At 41.1% G+C, this 26,025-nt stretch carries 23 protein-coding genes; 11 read left to right on the top strand and 12 right to left on the bottom strand.

Translation table 11 applies throughout. The features are described from left to right. The first annotated feature begins 67 nt into the window (after positions 1–67). On the top strand, positions 68–2,353 hold the full coding sequence (locus BIW53_RS19885) for an aminotransferase class V-fold PLP-dependent enzyme (protein WP_070993754.1): 2,286 nt from the start codon (positions 68–70) through the stop codon (positions 2,351–2,353). A gap of 245 nt (positions 2,354–2,598) precedes the next feature. On the opposite strand, the gene BIW53_RS19880 is transcribed toward BIW53_RS19885, so the two are convergent. The 4 genes from BIW53_RS19880 to BIW53_RS19865 form a co-directional block, all read right to left on the bottom strand. Continuing rightward, positions 2,599–5,274 carry a hybrid sensor histidine kinase/response regulator gene (locus BIW53_RS19880; RefSeq protein ID WP_070993753.1) on the bottom strand — a complete coding sequence of 892 codons (2,676 nt, stop codon included), beginning with the start codon at positions 5,272–5,274 and terminating at the stop codon, positions 2,599–2,601. A 73-nt stretch (positions 5,275–5,347) separates the two neighbouring features. Continuing rightward, positions 5,348–8,032 (bottom strand): hybrid sensor histidine kinase/response regulator, encoded by a 2,685-nt coding sequence (locus tag BIW53_RS19875; protein ID WP_070993752.1) that lies wholly within the window; start codon positions 8,030–8,032, stop codon positions 5,348–5,350. Between the two features lie 66 nt (positions 8,033–8,098). After that, positions 8,099–9,154 carry an HD domain-containing phosphohydrolase gene (locus BIW53_RS19870; protein ID WP_070993751.1) on the bottom strand — a complete coding sequence of 352 codons (1,056 nt, stop codon included), beginning with the start codon at positions 9,152–9,154 and terminating at the stop codon, positions 8,099–8,101. A 65-nt stretch (positions 9,155–9,219) separates the two neighbouring features. Next, on the bottom strand, positions 9,220–10,332 hold the full coding sequence (locus BIW53_RS19865; protein WP_245699494.1) for a response regulator: 1,113 nt from the start codon (positions 10,330–10,332) through the stop codon (positions 9,220–9,222). 614 nt (positions 10,333–10,946) lie between these two features. Here BIW53_RS19865 and BIW53_RS19860 point away from each other — a divergent pair. Further along, positions 10,947–11,528: a porin family protein gene (locus BIW53_RS19860; protein ID WP_070993750.1), complete on the top strand. Its 582-nt coding sequence runs from the start codon at positions 10,947–10,949 to the stop codon at positions 11,526–11,528. 101 nt (positions 11,529–11,629) lie between these two features. On the opposite strand, the gene BIW53_RS19855 is transcribed toward BIW53_RS19860, so the two are convergent. Next, positions 11,630–12,787, bottom strand: a complete 1,158-nt coding sequence (locus BIW53_RS19855) for a porin (protein WP_070993749.1) — start codon at positions 12,785–12,787, stop codon at positions 11,630–11,632. Positions 12,788–13,071: 284 nt separating this feature from the next. On the opposite strand from BIW53_RS19855, the gene BIW53_RS19850 reads away from it, so the two are divergent. Both BIW53_RS19850 and BIW53_RS19845 read left to right on the top strand, forming a co-directional pair. After that, complete coding sequence (locus BIW53_RS19850) at positions 13,072–13,887, top strand: substrate-binding periplasmic protein (protein ID WP_070993748.1); 816 nt, start codon at positions 13,072–13,074, stop codon at positions 13,885–13,887. A gap of 82 nt (positions 13,888–13,969) precedes the next feature. Further along, a complete protein-coding gene (locus tag BIW53_RS19845) occupies positions 13,970–14,341 on the top strand; it encodes a nuclear transport factor 2 family protein (protein WP_070993747.1) in 372 nt (123 codons plus the stop codon). A gap of 6 nt (positions 14,342–14,347) precedes the next feature. Here BIW53_RS19845 and BIW53_RS19840 read toward each other — a convergent pair whose 3' ends face one another. The 3 genes from BIW53_RS19840 to BIW53_RS19830 all read right to left on the bottom strand — a co-directional run bounded on the left by BIW53_RS19840 (position 14,348) and on the right by BIW53_RS19830 (position 15,901). Then, positions 14,348–14,887 carry an isochorismatase family protein gene (locus tag BIW53_RS19840; RefSeq protein WP_070993746.1) on the bottom strand — a complete coding sequence of 180 codons (540 nt, stop codon included), beginning with the start codon at positions 14,885–14,887 and terminating at the stop codon, positions 14,348–14,350. 46 nt (positions 14,888–14,933) lie between these two features. After that, positions 14,934–15,425 (bottom strand): winged helix-turn-helix domain-containing protein, encoded by a 492-nt coding sequence (locus BIW53_RS19835; protein WP_070993745.1) that lies wholly within the window; start codon positions 15,423–15,425, stop codon positions 14,934–14,936. Positions 15,426–15,625: 200 nt separating this feature from the next. Continuing rightward, the gene (locus BIW53_RS19830) at positions 15,626–15,901 is read right to left on the bottom strand and encodes an Rdx family protein (protein ID WP_070993880.1); all 276 of its coding nucleotides are present in this window, start codon (positions 15,899–15,901) and stop codon (positions 15,626–15,628) included. Positions 15,902–16,035: 134 nt separating this feature from the next. Between BIW53_RS19830 and BIW53_RS19825 the strand changes: the two genes are divergently transcribed. Beyond that, the gene (locus BIW53_RS19825; protein WP_070993744.1) at positions 16,036–16,545 is read left to right on the top strand and encodes a DUF2141 domain-containing protein; all 510 of its coding nucleotides are present in this window, start codon (positions 16,036–16,038) and stop codon (positions 16,543–16,545) included. Between the two features lie 340 nt (positions 16,546–16,885). Further along, the gene (locus BIW53_RS21015) at positions 16,886–17,059 is read left to right on the top strand and encodes a hypothetical protein (RefSeq protein WP_175442178.1); all 174 of its coding nucleotides are present in this window, start codon (positions 16,886–16,888) and stop codon (positions 17,057–17,059) included. A 106-nt stretch (positions 17,060–17,165) separates the two neighbouring features. Here the strand turns inward: BIW53_RS21015 and BIW53_RS19820 are convergent, their stop codons facing one another. Further along, complete coding sequence (locus tag BIW53_RS19820) at positions 17,166–17,795, bottom strand: arylesterase (protein ID WP_070993743.1); 630 nt, start codon at positions 17,793–17,795, stop codon at positions 17,166–17,168. Between BIW53_RS19820 and BIW53_RS19815 the strand changes: the two genes are divergently transcribed. The 4 genes from BIW53_RS19815 (at position 17,794) to BIW53_RS19800 (ending at position 22,845) form a co-directional block, all read left to right on the top strand. After that, positions 17,794–18,507, top strand: coding sequence for an ABC transporter ATP-binding protein (locus BIW53_RS19815; protein ID WP_070993742.1), 714 nt, complete (start codon positions 17,794–17,796; stop codon positions 18,505–18,507). The two genes, BIW53_RS19820 and BIW53_RS19815, sit on opposite strands and share 2 nt — an antisense overlap. After that, a complete protein-coding gene (locus BIW53_RS19810; protein ID WP_070993741.1) occupies positions 18,497–21,013 on the top strand; it encodes an ABC transporter permease in 2,517 nt (838 codons plus the stop codon). Before BIW53_RS19815 ends, BIW53_RS19810 begins: the two co-directional genes overlap by 11 nt. A 220-nt stretch (positions 21,014–21,233) precedes the next feature. Beyond that, complete coding sequence (locus BIW53_RS19805) at positions 21,234–22,427, top strand: porin (protein WP_070993740.1); 1,194 nt, start codon at positions 21,234–21,236, stop codon at positions 22,425–22,427. Between the two features lie 10 nt (positions 22,428–22,437). Beyond that, positions 22,438–22,845 (top strand): type 2 periplasmic-binding domain-containing protein, encoded by a 408-nt coding sequence (locus BIW53_RS19800; protein ID WP_070993739.1) that lies wholly within the window; start codon positions 22,438–22,440, stop codon positions 22,843–22,845. A 52-nt stretch (positions 22,846–22,897) separates the two neighbouring features. On the opposite strand, the gene BIW53_RS19795 is transcribed toward BIW53_RS19800, so the two are convergent. Next, positions 22,898–24,091, bottom strand: a complete 1,194-nt coding sequence (locus tag BIW53_RS19795; RefSeq protein ID WP_070993738.1) for a cellulase family glycosylhydrolase — start codon at positions 24,089–24,091, stop codon at positions 22,898–22,900. A 210-nt stretch (positions 24,092–24,301) separates the two neighbouring features. Here BIW53_RS19795 and BIW53_RS19790 point away from each other — a divergent pair, with 210 nt between their 5' ends. Then, complete coding sequence (locus tag BIW53_RS19790; RefSeq protein ID WP_070993737.1) at positions 24,302–24,649, top strand: VOC family protein; 348 nt, start codon at positions 24,302–24,304, stop codon at positions 24,647–24,649. Between the two features lie 27 nt (positions 24,650–24,676). Here BIW53_RS19790 and BIW53_RS19785 read toward each other — a convergent pair whose 3' ends face one another. Then, positions 24,677–25,411 carry an oxygen-binding di-iron domain-containing protein gene (locus BIW53_RS19785; protein WP_070993736.1) on the bottom strand — a complete coding sequence of 245 codons (735 nt, stop codon included), beginning with the start codon at positions 25,409–25,411 and terminating at the stop codon, positions 24,677–24,679. Then, complete coding sequence (locus BIW53_RS19780; protein WP_070993735.1) at positions 25,408–26,025, bottom strand: chemotaxis protein; 618 nt, start codon at positions 26,023–26,025, stop codon at positions 25,408–25,410. The genes BIW53_RS19785 and BIW53_RS19780 overlap by 4 nt, the downstream gene beginning before the upstream one ends.

Below are 26,025 nucleotides of genomic sequence, written 5' to 3'. Positions count from 1 at the left end.
AGCAATAAGTAATTAGTTATATCTTTTTGTTATAACTAAATGGTCCTATATAAAGAAAGGTCTTGTCATGTCTGAGCAACAGGCGCTAAGCCAAATTTACCTAGATGCAAATGCCACTACACCTGTATTGGCAAAGGCTGCAAAAGCAGCATTGTCGACAATGGAAACGATGTTTGGTAATCCTAGCAGTAGCCATATTAGTGGGTTACAGGCTAAGCAAGTAATGGACGAAACACGCAATAAGGCAATTAAGGTGTTAGGTGCGGGCTCTGGGCAGGTGATCTTTACCAGTGGAGCGACAGAAGGGATTCAAACAGGAATCTTGTCGGCTCTATATGCCGCCAAAAATAGTATGGACTCGGATAAAGAGTACAGCATCTTATACGGTGCAACAGAACATAAAGCTGTACCAGAATCTTTAAAACACTGGAATAAAATACTAGAGATAAACGCAACAATAAAACCAATCCCGGTCGATGCTACGGGCAAGCTAGACATGGATTTTATCGCAAAAGAAGTACCAAATGCGCTGATGATCTGCACGATGGCAGTCAATAATGAAACTGGAGTATACCAAGATTTAGAAGCGTTAGAGCTTGTGATAAGAGGCAATAATGCCGATGTATTTTGGATGGTTGATTGTGTTCAAGCTTTGGGTAAGCGTTGCCTTGACTTAGCCAATACTAGTATCGATTATGCGCCTTTTAGTGGACATAAACTATACGGGCCAAAGGGCATTGGATTTGTTTACATACGTAAAGGTGCACCGTTTACCCCATTTATTGCTGGAGGGGGACAAGAAGGCGGATTACGCTCAGGAACAGAAAACTTACCTGGTTTGGCGGCACTCAATGTTATTTTTGATGAGCTATTGGATCAAGGTGATGGGGTATTTGCCAGTGTAGGTCAATTACAATTGTTTCGCTCACAGCTAGCGTTAGCACTAAAAAATGCTTTTCCAACAGTGGTGTTCAATCATGATTTCTCGAACAGCGTGCCAACTACATTGAATTTTTCAATCCCTGGGTTTAGCTCAAAAGAAATTATGGACTTGTTTGATGCGGCAAATATGCGGGTTAGTTCGGGGTCAGCGTGTAGTTCTAAGGTTACACGTAGTTTTGTACTTGATGCAATGGGTTTACCTGCATGGCAAAGTGAGTCTGCCATTCGCATGTCATTTGGTCCTGCGGTTACGCAGCAGCAAATTGACCAAGCTTGTGATCGTATTCAACATTGTGCACAAGCATTGGGTCACAGTTGTTTGTTAAATGCTATGGGCAATATTGACGAAAAATCTCAGTTGCAGGGCTTGGTACAGTTTAAAGTTGGTGGTAGTTGCACTTGGCTTTACGCGGATCCAACAACCAAGACGGCAATTATAGTTGACCCACTTCCAGAGCTGAATAAACGTTTGTTAACGATTTTGCAGTGTCAACAGCTACAGCTTATTGCTGTGATTGATACCCATGGTCATGCAGATCATCAATCTGGACGAGTTATATTGGCGCAGCAACATTTGATGATGCAACATACCGATCATTTAGGTTGGCCTGAAGAAGTTGCAACGGTTGAGCTAGATGGTCAGTCTTATGAAGCCATTTCTATTGGCGATAAATATCTATTACGCATTGCAACACCTGGACACACTGAAGACAGTATTTCTTTAGTATTATGTGACAAACAAAAGCTACAACAGGGTAAACTGGTTGTCAGTTATGTATTTTGTGGTGATTTGGTGCTGATGGGTAGCCTTGGCCGTACTAATTTTTCAACCAGCAATGCGTCGCTCATGTACGCTAGTTTGAAGAAACTCTTTAATTTGGTTGGCAACGAAAGCCTCCTATGTCCAAGCCATGATTATCACAATGAATTTGTCACTAACTTTGCTGCTGAAACCAGTAGAAACCAATTACTCAATGGTATTTTATCGTCTCAGATTAGTGAAGAACAGTTCCTAGAAAGTAAGGCTGAGCTAGATAAAAATATTCATGACCAAGTTGGTGAAGAAATCATGTGTGGTGCGTTTACTGGTTCATGTAATCAAAAGCGTTTACGAGAGTATAATACACCCGAGTTAAGGGCAAAACTTAACACGACATCTGGTGTTAAGTTAATTGATATACGGGAACCTCATGAGTATGCACTTAATCATAGTCAAGAGTTTGATTTGAACGTGCCATTGACACGTCTTACAGACTTTATTTGTCAACAACAGCATAACAAGTCTCAGGAATTGATACTGGTTTGCCGCAGTGGTAGTCGTTCTCAAGTTGCGGCGCAGGCTTTGACTCGTTTAGGTTTTGAGCATGTTGGGCACTTGAAGGGTGGGTACGCTCTGAGCCAGTCAAGGTAACGTTCTTTTATTGAAAAATGTAAAGGGCCTTTACAGGCCCTTTTTGTCAGTGAGCTTCTTACAAGAAGCCAGTGTCGAGTTAACACCTAACAAAGTTTGTTGATGGTGATTTGACGCTAACCTCGCGCTATAAATCTGACAAAAAACCAACTTGAAGGTCTACTATCTACTTGTATCTATGCCACGTTTCTTGGTGCATTTAATCAAAAACTCGTGTTAGTGCATACAAAAGCGGATATATATAATTAGTCCAACGTAGTCTCAAGTACTGATTTAAGTTCATTCATTTCAATAGGTTTAGTTATATAGTCTGTAAAGCCCAGCTCGGTTGCCTTTTCTTTATCCGTTGCCATGGCGTTGGCAGAAACAGCGACCACAGGAATATTTTTTGTTTTATCATTTTTCTTCAATAGGTTAAAAACATCGTAGCCAGACATATCGGGTAAATTAATATCCAGTAGAATGAGCTTTGGTATAATGCGTTTTGCGGCATCGATGCCACTTGCCCCATCAACAGCCTCAAAATAGTCAAAGTGATCAAATCGGTCAATTAGCCGCTTCATCAGCTTCCTGTTGGTTACATTGTCTTCTACATATAGTATTGAACAGTTTTGCGAAAGCGAATCGTTCATTTCGCGTACTAATGGCAAGGTGACAGTAAATACGGTTCCTTTTCCTTCTGTACTTCTGACAGCTATTGCACCGTCCATTGCCTGTAAAAACTCATTCGCAATTGTTAAACCTATCCCTATGCCCTCTTCGCCTGAGTAGGCATCTGGACCACGCTCAAATGGCTCAAAGATGTTGGTGAGCTTATCTTCAGACATACCGACGCCAAAATCTTCAACAATCACACATGCTTTCGTATCGCTGGTTTGTAAAGTGAGGTTAATACTCCCACCATTATGACTAAAGCGAATAGCGTTATCTAAAATGTTGGTAATTACTTGTTTTAGCTTTGTATAGTCAGCGCAGACGAACACTTGGGTTGCTTGTTCAAAGTTGATAGTGAGATCCTTGGTTTGCGCTTTAGGCATCAATTGGTTGATCGCTTCTTGAACATTCTCATTTAACAGAACTTCTTCTTTGCTGATTGCCAAGTTGCCTGTTTGAATCGTCGCTATTTGAAGGATTTCATTAACCATCGTCATCAGATCTTTCCCCGCTCTGGAAATTTCTGTCAAGCTATCTTGTTGAATAGGTGTTAGCTCTTCGTCTTGGAGAATTTGTGTAAATCCGATAATGGCATTGAGTGGTGTTCTTAGTTCATGACTCATTCGCGATAAAAATTTGGATTTGGCGCTACTGGCTGCTTGGGCTTGCTTTGAAGCCATTTCAAATTCAGCAGTTCGCTGCTTTACCCGTTCCTCTAAATCAGTACGGTATTGACTAAGTGCAGTTTCATATTTTTTCTGTTCAGTGATGTCGCGAACAATGCCGGTAAACATTTTTTTATTGCCCACATTCATTTCACTTATCGCTAAAGAGAGTGGAAATACCGAGCCGTCTTTTCGCTGTCCGAGCACTTCTCGTCCCGAACCTATGACTTTTTTTATGCCAGTGCGTTTATAGTTAGAAAGATAGCTGTCATGCTCTTGCTGATAGGGGTCTGGCATCAGCATTTTTATATTTTGTCCAATGACTTCAAATTCTGAAAAGCCAAATATTTTCTCCGCCGCAGGGTTAAAGCTATCTATTATGCCATTCTCATCAATGGTGATGATGCCGTCTACTACAGTTTCAATGATTGCTTGAATTCGAGAAACTTGATCGCTTAACAGAGATTTATGCTCAGCTATTTCAGAAATATCTCTGACAATACCTGTAAACATTCGCTCTCCATCAACATTCATTTCACTAACTGATAGTTCCAGTGGAAAAAGTGCCCCATTAGCTTTTTGACCAAGAACTTCACGGCCAGAACCAATTACTTTCGCATTACCTGTATCTAAATAATTGGTAATGTAATCATCGTGTTCATCTCGATATGGAGTTGGCATTAACATTTTTACGTTATTTCCAATTACGTCGTTGGCACGATAGCCAAAGATCCTCTCCGCCGCGGGGTTAAAAGTTTCGACAATCCCATGTTTGTCGATGGTTATTACGCCGTCTATGACAGTGTTTATGATGGCCGACAGTCGAGAATACTGTGACTGGAGTTGTACAGACAGTTGATCTTTTTGGTTTAACTCGGATTCCAATTGCACGCTGTCAGCGCAACTTTGTGCTTCTATAGATGAAATTCCCTGCTCAACTACGGAGAATTCATCGCCTTTTAACTCATTAAGTGAACGCGGATCTGGAAAACTCAATATTGCTTCTTTAAGTCCAAGTATACGAAGTTTGAGGTAGGCAATCATTGAGAGTGCCAGTATTAGGGCAGTAAGTACCCAAATGAACTGGTGATATAGGTTATGCTCGAGCTGTTCGTTTATGTGCTGTTTTAGAACATATAGGTAACATTGTGTTTCGACCTCGGTGGCTTTACTACACACTTTAGTGAGGCCAAAGAGAGAATCATTTTCTTTGGAAAACACCGGCATCATAGATGTGAGTGCGGTGGATATCGAGACGTCATTGCTCAAGACAAGTGTTGTAGGTGAACCTATTGCGCCAGGTTCAGTACTATCAATTACTCGCTGTTCGTTAATTGCAACAAGGTAACCAGAGATGGTGGGTTTTAGACTTTCATCAAGGTTATTTTTCCAAAGCACAAATGCCGTTTTTGGCTCCATTTTTTGTGCGATAGACGACAGTAACTTCAATTTACTATCTAGGTGCGTTTGAATTGTCTCCTCTAACACTGTTACTTGATTTTCTATTGTGTGCTCTTTGACTATCAAATAAAGAGCACTAAAACTTACAGCAATCAGTAACATTACTACATAGTAGTAGGGGATTGTTCGAACAGCCTTCATATTTTTCAAATACCTCTTAGAGCGTTTTTTTGTCACCATTGAGTCATTGTGCTCAATACGTCATCGCCATTTGTTATTTGTTTTCTTTTAACAGCTTAATGGTAAAAGTGCTCCCTACTGAAGGTTCGCTTTGAACTAGTAGCTCTCCATTCATTAGATGTACCAACTTCTTAGTGAGTGTTAAACCAATACCTGTGCCCTCAGTTTCTGAGTTTTCAGCACCTATACGGTTAAAGGGCTCATAAATTTTCTCTAAGTCCTTTTCGCTAATGCCTATTCCAGTATCAGATATGGAAATGGAGCAAAAATGGCTATCTTCATATGTGGTTACGCGAACTTCACCATTGTTCTTATTGTATTTAACGGCGTTTGAAAGCAGGTTCAATAGCACTTGTTTTAGTCTCAGGGCATCACAAATGGCTTCTATTGATTCGCTGTTATCAACGTGTAGGGTTAAACCTCTCTTGGTACAATCTGCAGCAATTAATTGAGTACACTCTTTAATTATTCGGGACACATTGGTGACTATATTTTCGATTTTGAATTTACCCGCCTCCACTTTTGACAGATCTAAAATTTCGTTAATTAGATTTAGCAAATGTCTACTGGCTTTGAGTATTTCATCTAAATCATCAGCATCGTTTTTGGAAAGTTCCTCTGAAGACTCAAGAAGTTGACCAAACCCAAGAATGGCATTTAAGGGGGTGCGCAATTCATGGCTCATGTTTGATAAAAATTCAGATTTGGCTCGATTGGCTCTGTCTGCTTCCTCTTTTGCCTTAACCAGTTTGGCCTCATTTTGTAGCCGTAGGAGCTCCAGCGAAACGCGGTCTGCAAATACGGTAAGCAGTGACTTTGTATAATCGGAGTTGTAAAGCTTTTGGGTGCTCATTAGGCCCACATGGCCAAGCCTGTCTCCCTCAATGGAAGTCAGAGGCACAGCGATGTATGCCTCTATTTCATTTTCTGCCAACCACTGGTCTTTAGGAAACCGCTTATAAACATTTTCTTCGAAGAAGCACAGCCCGTGATTTGCAACCTGTTCACAAGGTGTGCCTGTAAGCTCATATTCGTATTCACTTTGATGCTCACCATTATGAAATAGCGATAACGTCTTCATTGTATTAGGTTTTGTTGAAGGTACAGAAATGAATGCAGTGGTTGCCCCTGTGGCCAGTGTTAATCCGACGGTGGTTTGTTCAAAAAACTCAGTCCCCATGGTCGTTGATGTGCTGATCACCATGGCTTTTAGAGCTTCTTGTAACATCTTATTTGTCGTGATGTCGGTGCGTATTGAGATGTACTGGTATGGGTGCCCATCTTGATCAAGCATCGGTGTAATGGTGGAATGAACCCAATACAAGCCGCCGTTCTTTTTTTGGTTGCAGATATCTCCTTTCCATACCTGACCTCGGGAAATGGTTTGCCATATGTCGCGATAGAACTCCATATCATGCACGTCTGATTTGATCAAACGATGGTTTTGACCCAAGAGCTCTTCTTTGGTGTAGCCACTGATCCGGCAAAAATAATCGTTAACATAAATAATATCGCCATTCCTGTCGGTGATACTGACGATAGCGTGAGAGTTAAGCGCAAGGTGTTCTTTGTCTCTTTCATAAACTTCTCTTTGCAGGTTTTGCTTGAGTGACATTTTGAGGCGATAGCGGCGTGCACGTACCGAAATAGCGCCGCAAAAGTGGTCATGGTCAACTGGCTTTTTCAAAAAGTCATCCGCACCCGTTTTGAGCGCGTAGAGTTGAGATGAGTAGTCTGAGTCTGCTGATAAAAACACAATTGGAACACTAATTAATTCAGGTTGTTCACGCAATAAGGTTGCCATCTCAGGGCCCATAATATCGGGCATATGGAAATCAAGTATGATGACATCTGGCTTGATTTCATCTAAACATTCAAACACGTCTAAAGGCTTATCAAACTCAATTGTTTCAAAACCTTGACCTTGCAAAATTGTACTGTGCAAACTCAATGAGGAAGCATTATCATCAATGATCAAAACCCGATAAGGTTCGTTTTTACTATTCTCCGTAAGTGTGCTGAGCATATTGGCGATATAAACTTCATGGCTCGGCAGTTGAATGTATCTGTCTACTCCCGCACGAAGCATTTTGAGTCTTAATTGAATATCAATAGTTGAAGACATTAGTATTAATGATGCATCGTGAGGCAGCATTTTTTTGATTTTGGTTATGTTCGGATAAAGTTGCTCTTCAACAGGTTGTTGATTCCATTTAAAAATGATTATACAAGATGAGTCATACTCATGATGTGTATGTAGAAATGACTCTAATGCCCCAATGCTTTCGACGGCGCACACACCAAATCCAGCGGTGTGTAAAACACTAATCAGCTTTTCACTTTCTTGCAGGCAGTCGTCAACAATAACAACTTTTTCAGCGAACTCTTGCATATCGTTTTGCATCATTTCGACACGCATACTTTTTGAGAACATATGATTTTGCGACAAGATATATGAGAAGTCGTCAATACTACGGACGATGGATTTAGCTAAATCAGAGTTGGGGTTTATCTGATAGTTTTGGAGTTGGTTGATAAATACGGTGTTAAGTAAAGACTCAGGGTAAATTGCACTACCACGTTGACTGTTGCACATTTCATTGATGAGATTGGTCACCTTGCTAATGGTTTCCCGCAGTTTCTGAGGATCTAAATCGTCTTGGTAAATGCGCTTTTTCAATATCATGAATTTGTGGAGTAAGTTTTGTACCGGATACATGCTTATGTTACCCCTGTATTTTTGCAAAGGAGTGGTGGTTGCACCGCTATGTCCATGCTTATTTTGTTAATCATCTTGAAATTGATTCTTAATCACTAAGACGTCATCTATGTGGGCGATGAACACATCAACAACCTTAGGGTCAAACTGATGGCCGCTGTGGGTTTTAATATAATGAATTGCTTCATCAATACTCCAAGCATTTTTATATGGTCTTTGTGAAGTTAATGCATCAAACACGTCCGCTACGGCGGCTATCCGCCCTTCTATCGGTATGTCTTCTTGCTTTAAGCCATTCGGATAACCTGTACCATCCCACTTTTCGTGGTGAGTTAAGGCGATATTTCTGGCCATAATCATCAGTTCAGAGTCATCATTGTCCAATAAATGCCCACCTATTTGTGCATGCGTTTTCATGACTTCCCACTCATGAGCATCTAGCCGACCTGGCTTTAAAAGTACTGAGTCAGGTATGCCAATTTTGCCGATATCATGCATAGGACTGGCATGTAAGATCAGCTCGCATTCCCTTTGCGGTAAACCCATCTTCTGAGCGAGTAATTGGCATATATGGCTCATCCGTAAAATATGATTACCCGTTTCTTCATCTTTATATTCTGCGGCCATACCTAAACGTTGTACGACGCTTAGGCGAGTATCGTTCAATTCACGGGTTCTGTGTTCCACCATTTGTTCAAGTACTAGAGCCTGATTGTTGAGCAACTTATGGGCTAAATGTGCATCTAGCAGGTTCTGAACACGCATTAATAGCTCATTTTTCTCAAAAGGTTTGGTTATATAGTCTCTAGCCCCTTTCTCCAAAGCGGTCAGAGTCGTTTCTGAGCCTTGCTGGGCGGAAATAACGACAATGGGGGCCATAAGAGGTTCTTGCAAAGAAAACAGCGCATCCATAACATCGAAGCCATTCATATATGGCATATTTATATCTAGTAAGATCAGATCCGGTTCAATCCTTTGATATGTAGCGAGCGCCTCTCTAGAGTCAGATAACAGATGGACATGGTTATACCCTTTTGCACTGAGTAATCTGTGCAATAGTTTTAGATTGGTCGGATTATCATCTATAGCAAGTATAATAGAGTCGCTTCTTAAGTCTTTCACTGTGTTTAAGCCTGATTGTAATGTTCGAGACGTGCCCGAAGTTGTTGAGTTAAAAAGTGGTTAGTCTATTCAACTGCCTTTAGTCGCTCTGTAATATTGAATAGCTTGTCTTCAATCACGAATGATAAGCCCAGCGTTTCTTCAACAATGTCTTTAGTCTCATCGACTAAACACATGAGTTCTGACTCTTGGTCTTCATCAAGGCCTAATGTAATGATTTTTAACTGAACTGCTTGGGACAAGTCGTTTACCAGTTTTACGATTTTATTGTCCTGACTTTCACACAGGTTTTTTATAGTGCCAAAATCGTCCATGAGTTGGCTCTTGAGGTTGTTTAGTGCTTTTTTACGAATATTGTTTTTCTCTATTTGCCCCTCAATAAAATCGATACGACTGTCCACAATGGTTAGCAGAATGGCAAAATTATCGCGAATACGACCAATCACATCCTCATCGTTAATACGAAGCCCTTTAACAAGCATGGAACATTGCGGTGAATTAAACAGCATATTGGAGCCAAATGGAGTGATGCGCTTTGCCTTGCGGCCTAACTCTAGGATCTCCCTTTCTAGGTCAGTGATGCTCTGCTCAGGGAATTGATAGAACTCACTCGCTATCCTAAATTCAACACAGCAGTTAACACCTGAATTACTGAAAAAGCGTTTAATGTTGTTAAATAAGATCTTGATGTCTGTGACTTCCAGGTTCTCTGTGAAAAAGGTGACCAACTCTCCTAATTCACTGGCTTGCTGCATTGATGTGAAGGCTGTGGTAGAGGCCATTTCATACTGTTCTTTGAGAGAGTTTCGCTCCTCAATACGCAATTCGACGCGCTTGAGTTTTTCTCTTAACTCTTTAAAGTCGACTGGTTTAGCAATGTAGTCGTCACCCCCACAGCCATATGCAGCGAGTTTGTCTTCACTTGAGGTTAAAGCTGAGATAAAAATCACTTCGCAGTTTTCAAAATCAGGGGCTGCTCGAAGTTCTTTAACTAGATCATAGCCATTGAACGGTTGTCCTAGCATGATGTCCATCAGTATAACGTCGGGCTTGTGCTGTTCAAGTAGTGGAATAATAGGTTCAGAACCGTCGGAAGAGACAATATCATATTGTTTACTGAGCGCTTTTTCTAACACAGCTCTATTTTGCGGATTATCATCGACGGACAATATCTTCACACGTTTTCCTTAGCACTTAATTTAAAGGCAGTGCTTAAAAAGTAGCTAAAAAACAGAAGCTCCGCAAATAATAGATTTACAACTTTTCGATATTTATCCCCTGACTTTAAAGCCTATTAAGCATAACGAAAAGCGCAAACGGTGGTAAAACTTAACTATGAAAACTTTTACAAACTGTGAGCTTTTACAAAGCTGAACAGCTGTATTAGCTATATGTCAATGTGCTAGTAATGTGGCTTTGGGAATTTTGGCAAGACTTGAGCTTAGAAAAGGTGAATTGGGTTTATTCGCCTCGTAAATAAACGGATAAAAATATCACTAGACGTCTCACATGTAAGGTGAAAGTGAGCGTATTCATTCATTTCTACCTTAGAGTTAGCTACTTACTTGTCCAATCTAGGGATAATAGTAGTAATTCGCTACGTTCTCTTAGATATGAAGAACTAATAAATAGGTTCCATCGAATAGGCTCTCTCGTCTGTGGCCCCATAACTTGAACAGTTTTTTACACTCTAGAACAGTAATTTACTGAAATGTAAGTTAATTTAAGCTCAATTGTTAGTATTTCTAGCAAAGTGGAATTATTAATCAAAACTTTTTTAAAAGGACTAAAAATGAAAGTGTTATTACCTGCTGCCCTGATCATGCTAGGAGCGGCTTTTACCCAAAATGCAGTGGCAAGTGATGTTTATGTAGGTGCTCTTTATAATCATCAAGATATTGATATTCCTGGTTATGGCTATGATGCGGCGGGGATCGTAGTAGGGTATGAATTTAATGAGTATGTTGCTTTTGAGAGTCGATTTGCAACAGGGATATCTGGAATGGACATGGAGTACACAGCACCTAATACAAAACGTTCTGTTAAGGAAGATATTGACTTACAAACTTCACTGTTGCTTAAGCTAACCTACCCTATTGCAGATGGGTTGAATGTGTATGGGTTAACAGGGTACACACGCTCTAAAGTTACATTTGAAAATAAAGGGTTAGTATTAAATGAAGGCGGTAATGAAGTAGTGCGCTACCATAGCGAAAGTAATTGGACGCGTGATGGGCTTAGCTATGGAGTTGGGTTGGAGTACCAGTTGAATGACAATATTGATGTTTTTATAGACCACCAAATTCTGCCAGACTTTATCTCGGGTGATCAGAAATGGCAGAGCACAGCGGTAGGTTTTACATATCGTTTTTAACATTAAGGGATTAAGTTAATTAAGTATTGGCTTGCTAATTCGGCAAGCCAGACATCGTGCTCTTTATCAGAAACCGATTTACCTTCGGCTAAATTACAAGCTTAGTTGAACAGCCAATTCTGTTTAAAATCATACCGTATCCCGACAGATATAGACTCTATGTCAGCCTGATAGAAGAAAGATTTGTTTAAATATTCCAAATGAACTCTCAATGGGGGAGTGGGTAGCCACTCTAATGTGATGTTAAAGCCATCAAAACTTTGGTGATTAGTGTTACTGCCCTGATAACCGTCATCAAACTCGAACACGCCTGTTTTAATTTTGTAGCCCTTGGCCAATAGGTACGCTAAAGATAAATCAAAAGTATGTCCTTTACGGGGAACTTCGAAAGTAGTCCGACGGTAGTCCTTTGCCTGATATGACATTGCCGCATAGAAACGATTACTGAACTGATAGGCTAAGGATGCTGCCCAAATTCTGTTTTCACCTATGTGATCCTCATCTGCAAATACATCGTTTTGCTGATAAGTGAGGGCTGCATGAAACGCTTTTGTATCATAGCTTAGTCCCATATTAAACAGATCGGTTTGCTTGTCGCCATGAGTGCCTGCGTATTGGCCTACAGCGATGAAAGTAAAGGGTTTACGGTCTAAACGGTAAGATATTAAATTGTCGACAAAGAAAATACTTTGTGGGTCATATGCAAAAGGGCTACTAGCGTGGTTGAAAATATCCACATATTCGGCAATAAAAAGGTACTGAGGTGGCCTTTGCTTGCCTATGCCAAAGCGGCCTAAGGGCGTACTGAGAGCGGTGTACGCGCGCCGAGATTTGCCAAAGTTACCTTCATTGGCCAAATCAATGCTCCATTCTCCATGGAGTTCTGCTGACCAATCATTGGCAAATTCCTGAGTCACCTTAAAACCAGCGTGAGACAATGCATCAGCGACATCCCAGTAGCTATGTGGCTGCTCATTAATCATACTTAGTGTCGGCCTTATCGTTGCGTACATATTTACTTGAGTATGTTCTTGCTGGGTAGTTTGCTGTGTGTTAACAGGGGGCGTGGAGTTAGTGGTTTTAGCAATGAGAGTTTTCGAATTTTGCTTTAGAAAAAGCTCTTTTAGCTCTGCCAGTTGGGATTCGATGGCTTCAATATCAGCCCAAGTTACAGTGCGTTCAGTGGCAACAAGAGTTGGACTAAATAGCAAAAAAGTCAGTGCTACTGTGGGTAACGGATAAGGAAGAGTGAATCTCATTGCTATACCTGTAAATCACTACGAATAACAGAATTATAGTAAGTGCTCGGTACGCAGAGCGCTTTTGTTGATGCCGCCATTTAAGTTTTTCCTACACCGCAGTGTGGCAAAATCCTTTCATGGATTCTGTCACTATTTTATTTCTGACTTTGTGAAGTGAAGCGCATCAGAACACACTCTAAATGTATGAGCTATAGTTTTAATGAGACTTAAGAATCGGTGCCAACAGATAGTCGCGACAGGTACATCAAGGGTATGTGTGTAGTTCAACCGAGAAGATATTTATGATTTCAGGGTATCAGAATAAATTAGCATCACTCATCCGCTTGGGTATATTGCTGGCTATATGCGCGTGTTTCACTTTGAAAAGTGAGGCAAATCCGCAATATCGTGTCACGATTCTAGTGGACGAGAGTTACCCCCCTTATACATATCTAAGCAATGGAGAGTTAAAGGGGATCTATGTTGATTTAGTGAAACAAGCAGCACAGCTTATTGACGATAAGTACTTAGTTGAATTACATCCTGTACCTTGGAAAAGAGGTGTTTCAGCATTACAAGATGGTGAAGCGTTTGCGTTAATGCCACCATACAAGCATATCAAACGTAGACCTTTTATTTGGCCTTATTCGGTTCCACTTCTTGAGGAAGTTGTGGTGGCATTTTGTAATCAAGGTTTTTCATTAAAGAAGATAGATTCTGAAGATACAACAGCTCACCCCATTAATGTGGGGTTGAATGCGGGTTATATGATTCTAGATGATGGCCTAAGGCAAGCTTACCAGCAAAGTAAGATTAGACTCTGGGAAAATAAAGACACGTTTTCGAATGTGATGAAATTGGCGAAAAATCGCATTGATTGTTACGTTAACGATAGGCTTTCCACGTTATTAGGATTAAGAAATCTTAAGCGAATACACCCGGAATTAGATTTAAGTCAAATTAAAGAAGACCGTGTCGTTTTAAAGCGCACTGCGCATATTGGATACGTTAAAGACGCTTTGGATAGGTATCCGTACAAACATGATTTTATTGAAAAAATGGATGAGGCTTTGCAGGCTGTTCTGGCAAACCAAGCTATTGAGCTTGGCGAACAATAAATATCTTTCCAGCCAACAGGAAAAGTATTAAATTGGCTTAAGTAATATTATTTTCTGCAATTTAGACCATGGAAAGAAACTCATGAATGACGCAGTTGTTGAGGTTGTCGACAGGCAACTCAAAGCGTATAACCAAAAAGATGCAGCTGCCTGGGCACAAACATACGCTGCTAATGCAGTTCAGCAAACCACAGATGGTATGATTCTCGCCTCGGGAAGAGAGGCAATTCAGGCCACGATTGCTGAGCGCTTTTTAGAACCGGATCTCAAGGCTGAGCTACTGAGTAGAACAGTGTATGACAATGTGGTGATCGATCATGAAAAAATCACTCGTAACTTTGCAGAAGGCCTAGGCTGTGTCGAGATGCTCTGTATTTACACTGTTGAAGAGGGTTTAATCACAAGAGGTATTTTTAAGGTTTTCAATAAACAATTGGCCAACTCAACGAAATAGCGCCCGTTATTTGATCAACTGCAATATTGTTCTGAAGTCAGGGTGCTCGGAGTCGGCGAGTAGCTCATATAAAACCATTTCTACATTACTGAGCTGTGCACCGCTGTGCGCAAGCTTGTGTATGGCAAGTTGTTTGTGCTCTGGGTTTCGAGAAGCAATTGCATCCGTTATCAAGGATACGCCAAACCTATTGTTCAACAGGCTCAATGCTGTTTGGTAGACGCAAATGTGTGCCTCAATGCCACAAACAAGCCAATGGCTTTTGTTCTCATTGGCCAGTCTTGTTCTAAACGCTTGATTTAGGAAACCACTAAATGTTGTTTTTGTAATAATTTGCTCAGCGTTTAGTAACTTTGTTAACTCAGGTACTGTGTGACCTAGTTTATCAAGTGTTTGCTCAAGCCAGATAATAGGCAAACCAAGGGCTTGGCACCCTTGGATAAGCGTGCTGATCTGTTGCAACATCTGTTCGCTGTTATCAACTACCCTAGCAAGTTTGCCTTGTACATCAACAACAATGAGTCCACAATCTGAATTTTTAAGCATATTGCTTTGCTATCTCTAGATTATTGGGTGTGACTCAAAAAAAGAGTCACACAAAAAAATATGCGCCAGCGAGTAATCCAAGTAAAGTTGCCGCAGCCAAAGGCCATGCCGGTTTCGATGTGTTAGCGGTTGCGTCATTTGCAGGTGAGGATGCTGTTGAGTTATTGTCGTTACCGACATTACTCTGCGTTGAATTTGAAGTTTCAACGGTTGGTGAAGGCACTTCTGCTACTTCTTCATCGCTTACCTCGCTCAAAGGTAGTTGCCATTGATAGCCTTTGCGAGAAAATGTTTTGATAGCATCATCACCGAATAACGCTCTGAGGTGACCAATGCTTTGGAAAACGACTTGATTAGTCACTTCGCGGCCCGGCCAGACGGCTTCTAGTATTTCATCTTTGCTGTGAATATGTTCAGCATTCATAAGCAGTAAGGCCAGTAATTTGGCAGGTTTTTCATTTAGCGAGAATACTTTACCATTATTGGTTAAAACTAAAGCTTCGCAGTCAAATTCAAAATGGCTAAAACGGAATTTCATTTTTGTTATTGATCCAGTTTGTATGGATGTACCTATTTTATATGTTTTATAACAGCATATCGAAAACATTGCAAAACAACGGCGAATGTATGCTGTTTGTTAAAGTTAACCTTATGTTATTAATGCCTGGTTTAAAAGGTCTTATTTAAATTAACTAAATGTTGATTAATAATCAATCGAAATGAGTTTATTTTAATGGTCTAATTATCAATATGTCCTAGATTTCTGGATGGATCTAACTTATCTCTAACTCTGCGCTTTAATATTTTGGCCTCTGGAAAGCCCCCGTCTTTTTCTCTACACCAGATCAGCTCTTGATTATAAAAAATCTTGAATACTCCTTTTGAAGCAGGAGCAATCGCGACCTCTTGCAGTTCGTCAGAAAATGTCGAAAGTAACTCTTGGGCAAGCCAGCCACTGCGTAGTAACCATTGGCATAGTACGCAGTAATGTATGGTAATACGGGGTTTAGTCATTCTAAAAGCCTTATCAATATCGGTTGTCATCGAGCTAAAAACATTACACTTTTTTACAAAAATACCTAGCTTCAATCATATTTATCAAGGCATAGAGCTGTTAATTTAATCACTCAAAATATAAGGAGATAAACATGAGAAATATATTGATGATTGTGGTTGCCATAGTATTGATTGGCTGCCAATCAACTAGTAAGCAAAGCGTAAATAATATAGCAGGAGATGCCACTCGGCTGATTGTAAACATTAGTAATGTAAAAAGCGATGAAGGACAGCTTTTGGTGATGATTCACGACAATAGTGCTGACTATCACGCTGATTTAAACTTTAATGATCCCAAAGCACAGTATTTCCTTAAAAAAGCAGTTGTTCCAGTAGCTCCAAACACAGTCGTTGTTTTTGAAAACGTACCCGCCGGTAAATATGCCATTAATGTGATTCATGATGAAGATGCTGATGGTGAACTCGATAGAATGATCTTTCCATTTTTGGGAATGCCTAGTGAGCCGTATGCGTTATCGAACAATATATATGACCATTTTAGTAAAGGAGACTTTGATGATGCACTGGTGGAATTAATGGCGCCAAGTAGTCAAATTGACCTAAGTTTGAGTACGCATCTGTCTAAGGTGACAGGTTTATAAATCTGATTGTTGTAGGTAGGATCGTAGGCAATAAAGTTGGAGGATGAAATAAATTACAACAATTGCTTGCTTTTTATTTGGATTCGGTGGTAAATTTCGCCCCTTGGGCCATCGCTTTCTACGCGAGTGGCCAGTTTATAATGTCCTTTCTTACCCTGATCCAGTAAGCCAGCATTAAAAAATCAAAAGCTGAATTATTGTACGGCGACCACTTAGCCAGAATATCCTCGTGGCTGGACCGAGCCTTTTAAGGCACTAATCGATGGGAATATCGTCAACACTGTAGTGAAGCTTATTTAATTAATTTGTCGGTTTTTCGACATAAATTTGTGAGTTTTCTATGTCATATGAATATAATGGATCTGTGATCCAAATTGCACAGCCTGTGCTGTCAATCTCAGTAAATAAAAGTAATGTTATCTTTGCAGATAAAATGGGAATGAGAAATACCCGTTTTGCTTCGCCAAGTGATGCGAGAAGCTTTATTAAATGGCTGACTAATACGTCAGCCTAACCACACTGAGCGGTGTCGGCTCTATCGACTAAATCGGCTATAGCTAGTTAATAGTGAGTAGAGCTAGACACCTATAAATTTTTCTTTTTCCTTAACCTTTCTTACCTTATTGTTTGGTTTGTTTTAGCCAAGTTGAAATCTCCTTGTCCATAAAATCTCTGATAATGGGCTGTGCTTTTGCATTTGGGTGTAAGTTGTCATCTTGCATTAGATCTGGGTTAACTGCTATTGGCACCATAAAATAAGGCATCAAATATGCCTCAGTGCTGTTTGCTACTTTGCTGTAGCTGTCGGTGAACATTTTTGTGTATCTTGGCCCCAAATTAGGCGGGATCTGAATCTCCATTAATGCTACATGCGCGCCAGAACGTTGGCTTTTAGTAACCAGCTCGGTAAGATGCTTTTGTAGTAACTTAATCGGAAAGCCGCGAATTCCATCATTGCCGCCTAACTCTATGAGTACATGGCTTGGTTTATGTGCTGCTAACCATGCGCCAATCTTAAGTAGTGCGTTGTCTGTCGTTTGTCCGCTTATGGCTGTATTGATTATTTCGATCGGTTTTTGCTCTGCTACGTATTTATTTTGTAACAAATTAACCCAAGCTTGTGCTTGTTCCAGTCCGTAGCCTGCGCTTAAGCTATCACCAATAATCATAATTTTATCTTTTGCGAAGCTGCTAAACGATTGCACAGTTAGCAAGGAAATTACTAAGAACTTTAGGAAGAAACGTGTCATGTCAGTATTTTCTCAGTTAAATATCATTAATGTCTCGGGGCTTACTAAGCGTGTAAACACCTTAGAGGGCGAGCTCACTATCCTCAGTGATATCAATTTTTCTGTCAAGTCGGGGGAGTCAGTCGCGATTGTTGGTGCTTCAGGTTCTGGTAAATCAACATTATTGAGCTTGCTGGCAGGGTTAGACGTTGCAACACAAGGGGAGATCAGCTTAGATACAGAGCAGTTAGAGCTAATGGATGAGGAGCAACGAGCTCAGTTACGGGCAGAGAAGGTGGGTTTTGTTTTTCAGTCCTTCATGTTGGTACAAAGCTTAACTGCGTTGGAAAACGTGATGCTACCTGCCGAACTTGCAGGGGAAAAAAATGCTAAACAACAGGCCATTGAACTACTTGAAAAAGTGGGGCTATCGCATCGTTTAGAGCATTACCCTTCCCAATTATCGGGTGGTGAGCAACAGCGAGTTGCCATTGCCCGTGCATTTATCGGCACGCCTAAAATTTTGTTCGCGGATGAACCATCTGCAAATTTAGACAGCAAAAATGGTCACATGATAGAAAAGCTATTGTTTGATTTGAATAAACAAAACGGCACAACTTTGGTACTTGTGACCCATGATGAACAGCTTGCTCATCAATGCGACCGTATCATCCATATTGAGGGCGGTAAATTGGAAACTATCCGTGAAGGAGAGGCTGTCAATGTGGGTTAAATTAGCATTAAAACTATTTTCGCGAGAGTTTCGCCGAGGCGAGCTATCGATTATTTTCGCAGCCATTTCATTAGCTGTGCTTACGGTGTTCAGTCTGTCTTCGGTGACCGAGCGTATTGGCTTAAACATAGAGCAAAAAACCAGTGACTTTATCGCTGCGGACCGTCGCTTATCGAGTAACCATGCCCTTAGCCCCGAAATTTTAAATAAAGGTCAAGAGTTTGGGTTACAAACGGCAAAGATGTTGTATTTTGATTCTATGCTGTTTGCCAACGATGAGCTGGTACTTGGTTCGGTAAAAGCGGTGTCTGAAGCTTATCCATTACGTGGAGAAGTAACTTTAAAAGACAGCTTAGCTGGACAACCTTATGAAATACGCGGCGCACCTCAAGCAGGGCAGCTGTGGTTAAGCGAAGGTTTGTTCTACAGTTTGGGCGTACAAGTGGGTGATAGTGTTGAATTAGGTGCTGGAAATTTCATTGTTAGTAAAGTATTGGTAACTGAACCGGATGCGCCTTTCTTCTCACTGGCGGGGAACCGCAGAGTGTTACTTAATTATGAGGATATTGCCGCCACTAAGGCCGTACAACCTGGCAGTCGCGTATTTCACCGGTTACTGTTTGCGGGAGAGGAACAGCAACTGGCAGAGTTTTATTCATGGCTTAAACCGCAACTCAAAGCGAATCAGTCATGGCAAGGCATCAAAGACAGACAGTCGCCGTTAGGAGATAATCTGATGCGTGCTGAGCGGTTTTTATTGTTAGCTGGTTTGTTTGGTATCATGCTGGCAGCAGTAGCGATGGCGGTGTCAGCTAAACGCTATTGTGAACGTCAGTACGACCCCGTTGCGATGATGAAAACTTTGGGCGGAAGTCGCTCGGTTATCCGCAATATTTTCTTACTTCACTTGAGCTTGGTGACTGGCTTTTCCATTATGGTCGGCTTGATCATTGGTTTTGGTTTGCAACATATCGGGGCTGATTATCTAGCTAAATTTATGGATGCCGAGTTGCCTGCCGCGGGTTTCAAACCTTGGCTTATGTCTATTTTTATCGGCATTGTGTGTGCCTTAATGTTTTCGTTAAAGCCTCTACTTGACTTGTTTGATATTCCACCTTTGCGTGTATTGCGACGCAATCTTGGCGATCAATTGGCGTTAAGTCGTGTACATGTTGGGTTGTCGTTATTGACTATTTTCTTGTTGATGTGGATGTTTAGTGCGCAGTTAATTACTACATTGATCTTATTTGGTTCGACACTACTGGTCATTGCTGTGTTATTTGGTTTTTCGCGACTCATTTTTAGTGCGGGTAGAAAGCTGGGACTAAGCCCCGGTTCGAGTTGGTCATTAGCAATTGCAACATTACAAAAGCGCGCCAACGCTAATGCGATACAACTGATAAGTTTTGCGTTAGCGATTAAACTGATGCTGTTTTTGGTGGTACTAAAAAATGACATGATCTCAGACTGGCAAACACAAGTGCCAGCAGATGCGCCTAATATGTTTCTCATCAATATTGCTGAAGATGAAGTGCAGCCACTTACTGCGTTTTTTAGTCAACATAAAATCACTCACGAAGATTTTTATCCAGTGTTCAATGCGCGAGTTGACTCGATAAATGACGAACAGTTGGAACGTCGAGTGTCTCGTCAAGAAGGGGAGCAAGAGCAAAAAGATGAAAACGAACGACGAGGTGTGAATCGCGAACCTAATTTAACTTGGCTCTCACAGCTACCTGAAGGAAATGAAATTACTGAAGGTGAGTGGTTTAGTAGTGAGGTAACCGATGGACGTATTGAAGTGTCGGTATTTGAAGGATGGAAAGAGCAGTTAGATTTGGAGCTTGGCGACACCATTGGGTTTCTTGTCGATGAGCAGCGATTTGAGGCTGTTGTCACCAGTTTTAGAAGTGTGGACTGGGGAACTCTTAAACCAAATTTTGTTATGATCCTAAGTCCAAATATGGCAGGACAACTGCCCGTTACATATTTCAGTGCAGCCAAACTTGAAGAGCACCATACAAAGGCTATCAGTAGCATGCTCCAGCAATATCCAACGATCAGCATGATTGATATAAAAAGTCGTCTTGAACAGGCTCAGTCGATAATAGCTCAAGTATCTTTGGCCATTGGGTTTGTATTGACGATTGTATTGATAAGTGGTGCGTTGGTCTTAGTTTCTCAAGTTCAAGCAAGCCTTGCTGAGCGAATGCAAGAGGTGGTCATACTGCGTACTTTAGGTGCTAAGGGTAGACTGATCAAATTGGCGACTTTGTATGAGTTTCTGCTATTAGGAGCCATTGCAGGACTTGTTGCGGCTGTAGTGAGTGATATTGCACTGTTGGTTATACAACAGCAACTGTTTGATGTAAGTGGAAAAATGCACCCATATGTGTGGTTGTTGGGACCGCTTACCGGTGCCGGTTTTGTGTCAGTTATCGGTTATTTTATGGTCGCCAAAACAATGCGACAAAACACACAAGGCTTACTTCGAAAAATAGCTTAACAGCTGAAAAACAAAGCAGTAAAGCTCAGTACAAAAGCCTTCACATCTGTGAAGGCTTTTTTGTTTGTAACTAATAATTAGCGCATACCTGTTTTGATAACATATTAAAAAGCAATCGTTTTTAAGCTGATTTAGCTGGGCCCAATAAGGTAAAAGAAAAATTCGCTTCTATACTCAAGGAGATATTGATGTTTAATAAATTATCAATTGGGATGACACTATGAAAAAACGACTAATAGCTGTAGCTTTATGTTGCGCCATTAATGGTACAGCATACGGCGCAGACCTGCGTATCAATGGTTTTGCCTCCATTGTTGCGGGGTCAGCGACTGACGATAATATGAGTGTATTCGGCTACGAAGATGAGATTTCATTCAGTAACGAAAGCATGTTTGCCCTGCAAGTTTCGTCCGATTTAGGGAATGGCATTAGCGCCACTGCTCAAATCGTGGCCCGAGGCAATGAAGATTACGATGCAGGGTTCGAATGGGCTTATGTATCATATGATATTAATGAACACCTGCGTCTGAGTGCAGGGAAAATGCGATTACCCTTGTTTAGATACTCTGATTTTATAGAAGTAGGCTATGCGTATCGTTGGGTACGTCCACCCACATCGGTTTATAGCTTTGCATCAACCACTCCAACAGGAATGAGCTTGCTTTATACTTCACAGTTAGGGCTGTGGGACTCATCGTTGCAAATTGTGTATGGGCGCTATGAAGGCAAGGCCAGCGCTATTACCGACAGTGATGATTCTACCCTCAATGATATCACGGGTTTCAATTGGACCATGTCTCGAGACTGGCTCACATTGCGTGCATCCTATGTCGTTGCACAGACGAGTATCAGTTTAAATAACTCTGCGCCCTTGGTTGGGTTGTCTGGCGCATTGCAAAACTATGGTTTGCAAGAACAACTTAGCCAATTGGTCATAGATAAAGACGATGGCTCATTTTTAGGGTTAGGTTTTGCGATTGATTACAGCAACTTCTTACTTGATGGTGAATATACAGAAATCGAAGTGGACAATAGTTTGTTGCCTGAACAGTCGCAATACTATATTTCAGCTGGTTATCGACTCGAAGATTGGACGTTGCATGTCACTTATGAAGACAATGATGACAAGCATCCTAGTAGCCGTTTTAATCAAGTACCGACGACGGTAACGCTTGCAAATGGCTCTGTGGTTCCAGTTTCGACAGATCCGACTAACCCAAATGCTCCGTTGATCAGAGATCTTATGAATGGCGCTTTAAATGCGACTCGTGTTAATACCAACACGATAACCATAGGCGCACGCTATGATTTTCATCCTTCGGCGGCATTTAAAATTGATTGGAGTCGCTTGGATAATGACGTGATAAATCAAGATAATGATGTTATCGCGGTTGCGGTTGACTTGGTGTTCTAGAGAGGCAAATATGAAAAAAACGATTGCAACTTGTATATTGCTAGCAGCAAGCGCTCATTGTGCCGCTGAGGTTTCAGTTATTGTGCACCCTAGCAATGGCAATACGCTTGATAAAGACAGCATTGCTAAAATCTATTTGGGTAAAACGAAGTCATTTAATGATGGAACAAAGGTACAAGCGGTTAGTTTGAACAGTGGGAACGTGGTCGATGAATTTACAAGTAATGTGCTTGGTAAGTCGAGTAGTCAATATAAAGCCTATTGGTCAAAGCTAATTTTTACGGGCAAAGGCACGCCACCTGAAGGGTTAGATAGTGAACAAGCTGTGCTTGACTTTGTTGCCGGAAATACCGACGCCATTGGTTATGTTGATAGTGGCAAAGTTACTGGAGCAGTAAAGGTGATTGGTAAATTTTAGCGTTTTAACACAGGCTAGTAGCGTGTAGCTGCTAGCCTGTGAAGTCAAGAGTCTAGTGTCCTTGCTTGATTTGCTCTTTAAGCCATACACCCGCGGGTTTTAGCTGCTCATCACCAAATAGTCCCTGTGCGCATGAGCCCACTTTAAATACCGCGCCAGAACGCCAGTCATCGGAATAGTTCCAGTTCGTCCAGCTAATATGTTTACTAGCCATGAGATCAAGATAGGCCTGTGCACTGTCAAAGTCATTGTCACCTTCCCCTTTATAATCTTGGGTGCCCCACTCGGTGACAAATACCGGTAAGACATCTGATGCCTGATCTAACATGTTGCGGTGGTAATCAAGATGTGACGCTGCGTAAAAGTGGAAGGTATACATAATGTTGTTAAACGGTAATGGTTGAAGTACCACATCGTTGAACGAGCCACCATCGGAAGCGCCAAATGTTGACCAGCCATGCGTCCCTACAAGCACCACTGCATCGGGGTCAATATCACGGATCACTGGGATCAGCTCAACGGCGTAGTCGTAAATACGTTGCCAGTTGACACCATTTGGCTCGTTGGCGATATCATAAATTACATTGTCTCTGGTTTTGTTCGCGGTGACGATGTCACTAAAAAACTGTTTGGCATTGGCGAGATTAAAGTTAGGGTCTCCTGGGTCAAGCTGATGCCAGTCAACCAATACATACATGTCTAAGTCGCTGGCCATAGCAATCAACTCATTCACCTGATTGGTAAAGGCACTGGGGTTAGTTTCATACCCACCTTCTTGGACGTATAGACTTAAACGTATGATGTCAGCATGCCAGTCTTGAGCTAGTACCTGTAGCGAGTTTTGAGTTAAACATTTATTTAAGCCAAACCATTGCAGTCCATGACTACTCATACCTTTAAGTTGTACTGGGAGATTATTTTTGTCGCATAATTTGGTGCCACATACACTAAGCTTACCATGACGACTGAAAGGGCCTTCACTAACAGGTGGAGTACTTTGACACGCACCGAGGGTTTCCCAGACACTGCCATTTCCTGGTATTGAATTGGTCCACCATTTCGCGCGATATAGAATGCCTTGGTGGTGCATTTTGTCGCCGCCTAGGGCATGGTCGTAAACACCAGCCCAGTTACTTCTTGTCCAGTTTGGATATTCGTTAATGCCCTCACAGTTATTAGCATAACCATATGAATTAAATAATGATAAATATATAAAAGTGATAAGACTAAGTATCTTCTTGATCATGATGATCTCCTATTGTTAACATGTTGTATCACTTTCAAAGGTACGGTGTTGTACCACTTTTAACCAATATACTTTGGTCTAATGAAGGAGTAAGTTATCTTTGAGAAGTTATGCTAATGTATTGAATTACATAATAATCATGTAAATATTTTGGGGATATATTTCGTTAATATTAATCCGTTCATGATACGTTTCAACAAGGAGAGGAATATGCAAAATCATATCAATTATGTGGAGTTTGCGGCCCACGATTTAGCTGCTACTGAGCAGTTCTTTAGTCGCACTTTTGGGTGGCAATTTCAACACTATGGCCCTGATTATATTGCATTTAGTAACTCAGGTCTCGAAGGTGGTTTCTATCGTGGTGAACTATCGGCAAGTACCATCAGTGGCAGTGCACTGGTGGTTATTTATAGTAGCCAACTTGAACTCACACTAGAGCGCGTGCAACAGGAGGGGGGATCTATTAACAAAGATATTTTTAGTTTCCCTGGCGGTAGAAGGTTTCACTTTATTGAACCCAGTGGTAACGAGTTAGCCGTTTGGTCAGACAGCTAACAGCCGCATCTATCTCAAATGAGTGGTTTATTTATATGCGCAGCCCACATCTAAACGTGAAAACCACTCTAAAAATTCCTGTACCATCTCACCTTTGAAAATACGACCATGTTGTGGTGCCATTATATCGATATCTAGTTCTCTGACACGGGAGATCCAATCATTTTTGGCTCGGTTTGAAGGCATCCAGCGGCGATGAAAATACTCCATATATTTAACATGACTGGCAAAATCTTCAACAAACATAGGTGGCTCACCTTTTTCAAGTGCCGCTCCAATGTCACCACTCATTAATATTCTTGCTTTGGGGTCGTACACATTAAAGTTGCCTGAAGAATGCAGGTAGTGGGCCGGTACAAATCGCAATGTGGCCTTGCCAATTTTGATTTCTCCACCTTCGTCCTTGATGGGTTGATAGGTAATGTTATCCATACCAAAGTGGCGAATAAATCCTTCCCATAGCCAAGGTGCATGGAGAGTCGCCTGCGGCAGGGCCTTATCCCAAAGCCCTAGTGAAGAGATAATATCGGGGTCTTGGTGCGAAGCAAATAAAGTAGTGACTTGTTCTAAAGTAACGTGCTTGAGTATGCTGGCAAGCATTGGTGAGAAAAGCTCAATGCCTCCTGGGTCTAAAATAATTGCTTCGTCAGTGCTTTTAATCAAATACTGGTTGGTGTCGATGATGTGATTTGATTTGTTTGAGTCTCTCCCAAGTACTAGCCAGACATGTGTCGCGCTGTTGTAAATTTCACTTGTTTTCAACGTAATGCTCCTCTTAGCTGGTTAATTTCTTTCAAATTATCATTAATTGCTGATTTAATTTTTTTTGCGGCACCGGTGATAAAATCAGATACTGATTGTAAACTTTCGCTAAATTCTCCTGCGTTAGATGCCTCCACACGACTCGTGACAGCTATGTATTCGGCACTACGCATTTGTTTTTGAATGTCCTCAAAGTAACTCTCTAGGTATGTAATCACAGATTCTAACTGTTTAATGGTTTTCATCAGCTCGAGATTGACTTCCCGCTGTAAGTGGCTAATCGCTTTATTATCGGAGCTCTTGGCACAATTATTCAGGTGTTGTTGAAAGTCACTACATCTGACCACTGCAAGGGCTATTGAGAACAGTTGGCTGGATAGCTGTGATATCTGCTTAGTTATTTTGATGGTGAGATCAGAAAACTCGTCAATAAAGTTAGTGATAGGTTTAAAACCAAACGCAGAATCGCCAGCTCTAAGTGCAACAACCCTTGCATTTTTTGCAGTTAGTGAGAGGTTCTTTGCTTCTATTAAAATGGTATCTAAGTTAGCGACTATATTTGCTACTCGTACAAAATTTCTAACAGCCTGAGCTGCTTCATCATTTCTGGTCAT

The organism is Pseudoalteromonas byunsanensis (assembly GCF_001854475.1).
Classification (GTDB): Bacteria; Pseudomonadota; Gammaproteobacteria; order Enterobacterales; family Alteromonadaceae; genus Pseudoalteromonas; species Pseudoalteromonas byunsanensis.
The sequence above is the reverse complement of the archived record's forward strand: the minus strand, read 5'-3'. Positions and strand labels throughout refer to the sequence as shown.

Bases quoted from the DNA above. Each gene is read 5' to 3' on its own strand.
- BIW53_RS19820 (WP_070993743.1), bottom strand. From the start codon at position 17,795: ATGACACGTTTCTTCCTAAAGTTCTTAGTAATTTCCTTGCTAACTGTG.
- BIW53_RS19825 (WP_070993744.1), top strand. From the start codon at position 16,036: ATGAGAAATATATTGATGATTGTGGTTGCCATAGTATTGATTGGCTGC.
- BIW53_RS19850 (WP_070993748.1), top strand. From the start codon at position 13,072: ATGATTTCAGGGTATCAGAATAAATTAGCATCACTCATCCGCTTGGGT.
- BIW53_RS19810 (WP_070993741.1), top strand. From the start codon at position 18,497: ATGTGGGTTAAATTAGCATTAAAACTATTTTCGCGAGAGTTTCGCCGA.
- BIW53_RS19800 (WP_070993739.1), top strand. From the start codon at position 22,438: ATGAAAAAAACGATTGCAACTTGTATATTGCTAGCAGCAAGCGCTCAT.
- BIW53_RS19845 (WP_070993747.1), top strand. From the start codon at position 13,970: ATGAATGACGCAGTTGTTGAGGTTGTCGACAGGCAACTCAAAGCGTAT.
- BIW53_RS19840 (WP_070993746.1), bottom strand. From the start codon at position 14,887: ATGCTTAAAAATTCAGATTGTGGACTCATTGTTGTTGATGTACAAGGC.
- BIW53_RS19835 (WP_070993745.1), bottom strand. From the start codon at position 15,425: ATGAAATTCCGTTTTAGCCATTTTGAATTTGACTGCGAAGCTTTAGTT.
- BIW53_RS19855 (WP_070993749.1), bottom strand. From the start codon at position 12,787: ATGAGATTCACTCTTCCTTATCCGTTACCCACAGTAGCACTGACTTTT.
- BIW53_RS19790 (WP_070993737.1), top strand. From the start codon at position 24,302: ATGCAAAATCATATCAATTATGTGGAGTTTGCGGCCCACGATTTAGCT.
- BIW53_RS19875 (WP_070993752.1), bottom strand. From the start codon at position 8,032: ATGTATCCGGTACAAAACTTACTCCACAAATTCATGATATTGAAAAAG.
- BIW53_RS19805 (WP_070993740.1), top strand. From the start codon at position 21,234: ATGAAAAAACGACTAATAGCTGTAGCTTTATGTTGCGCCATTAATGGT.
- BIW53_RS19780 (WP_070993735.1), bottom strand. From the start codon at position 26,025: ATGACCAGAAATGATGAAGCAGCTCAGGCTGTTAGAAATTTTGTACGA.
- BIW53_RS19830 (WP_070993880.1), bottom strand. From the start codon at position 15,901: ATGACTAAACCCCGTATTACCATACATTACTGCGTACTATGCCAATGG.
- BIW53_RS19795 (WP_070993738.1), bottom strand. From the start codon at position 24,091: ATGATCAAGAAGATACTTAGTCTTATCACTTTTATATATTTATCATTA.
- BIW53_RS19885 (WP_070993754.1), top strand. From the start codon at position 68: ATGTCTGAGCAACAGGCGCTAAGCCAAATTTACCTAGATGCAAATGCC.
- BIW53_RS21015 (WP_175442178.1), top strand. From the start codon at position 16,886: ATGTCATATGAATATAATGGATCTGTGATCCAAATTGCACAGCCTGTG.
- BIW53_RS19860 (WP_070993750.1), top strand. From the start codon at position 10,947: ATGAAAGTGTTATTACCTGCTGCCCTGATCATGCTAGGAGCGGCTTTT.
- BIW53_RS19815 (WP_070993742.1), top strand. From the start codon at position 17,794: ATGTCAGTATTTTCTCAGTTAAATATCATTAATGTCTCGGGGCTTACT.
- BIW53_RS19880 (WP_070993753.1), bottom strand. From the start codon at position 5,274: ATGAAGGCTGTTCGAACAATCCCCTACTACTATGTAGTAATGTTACTG.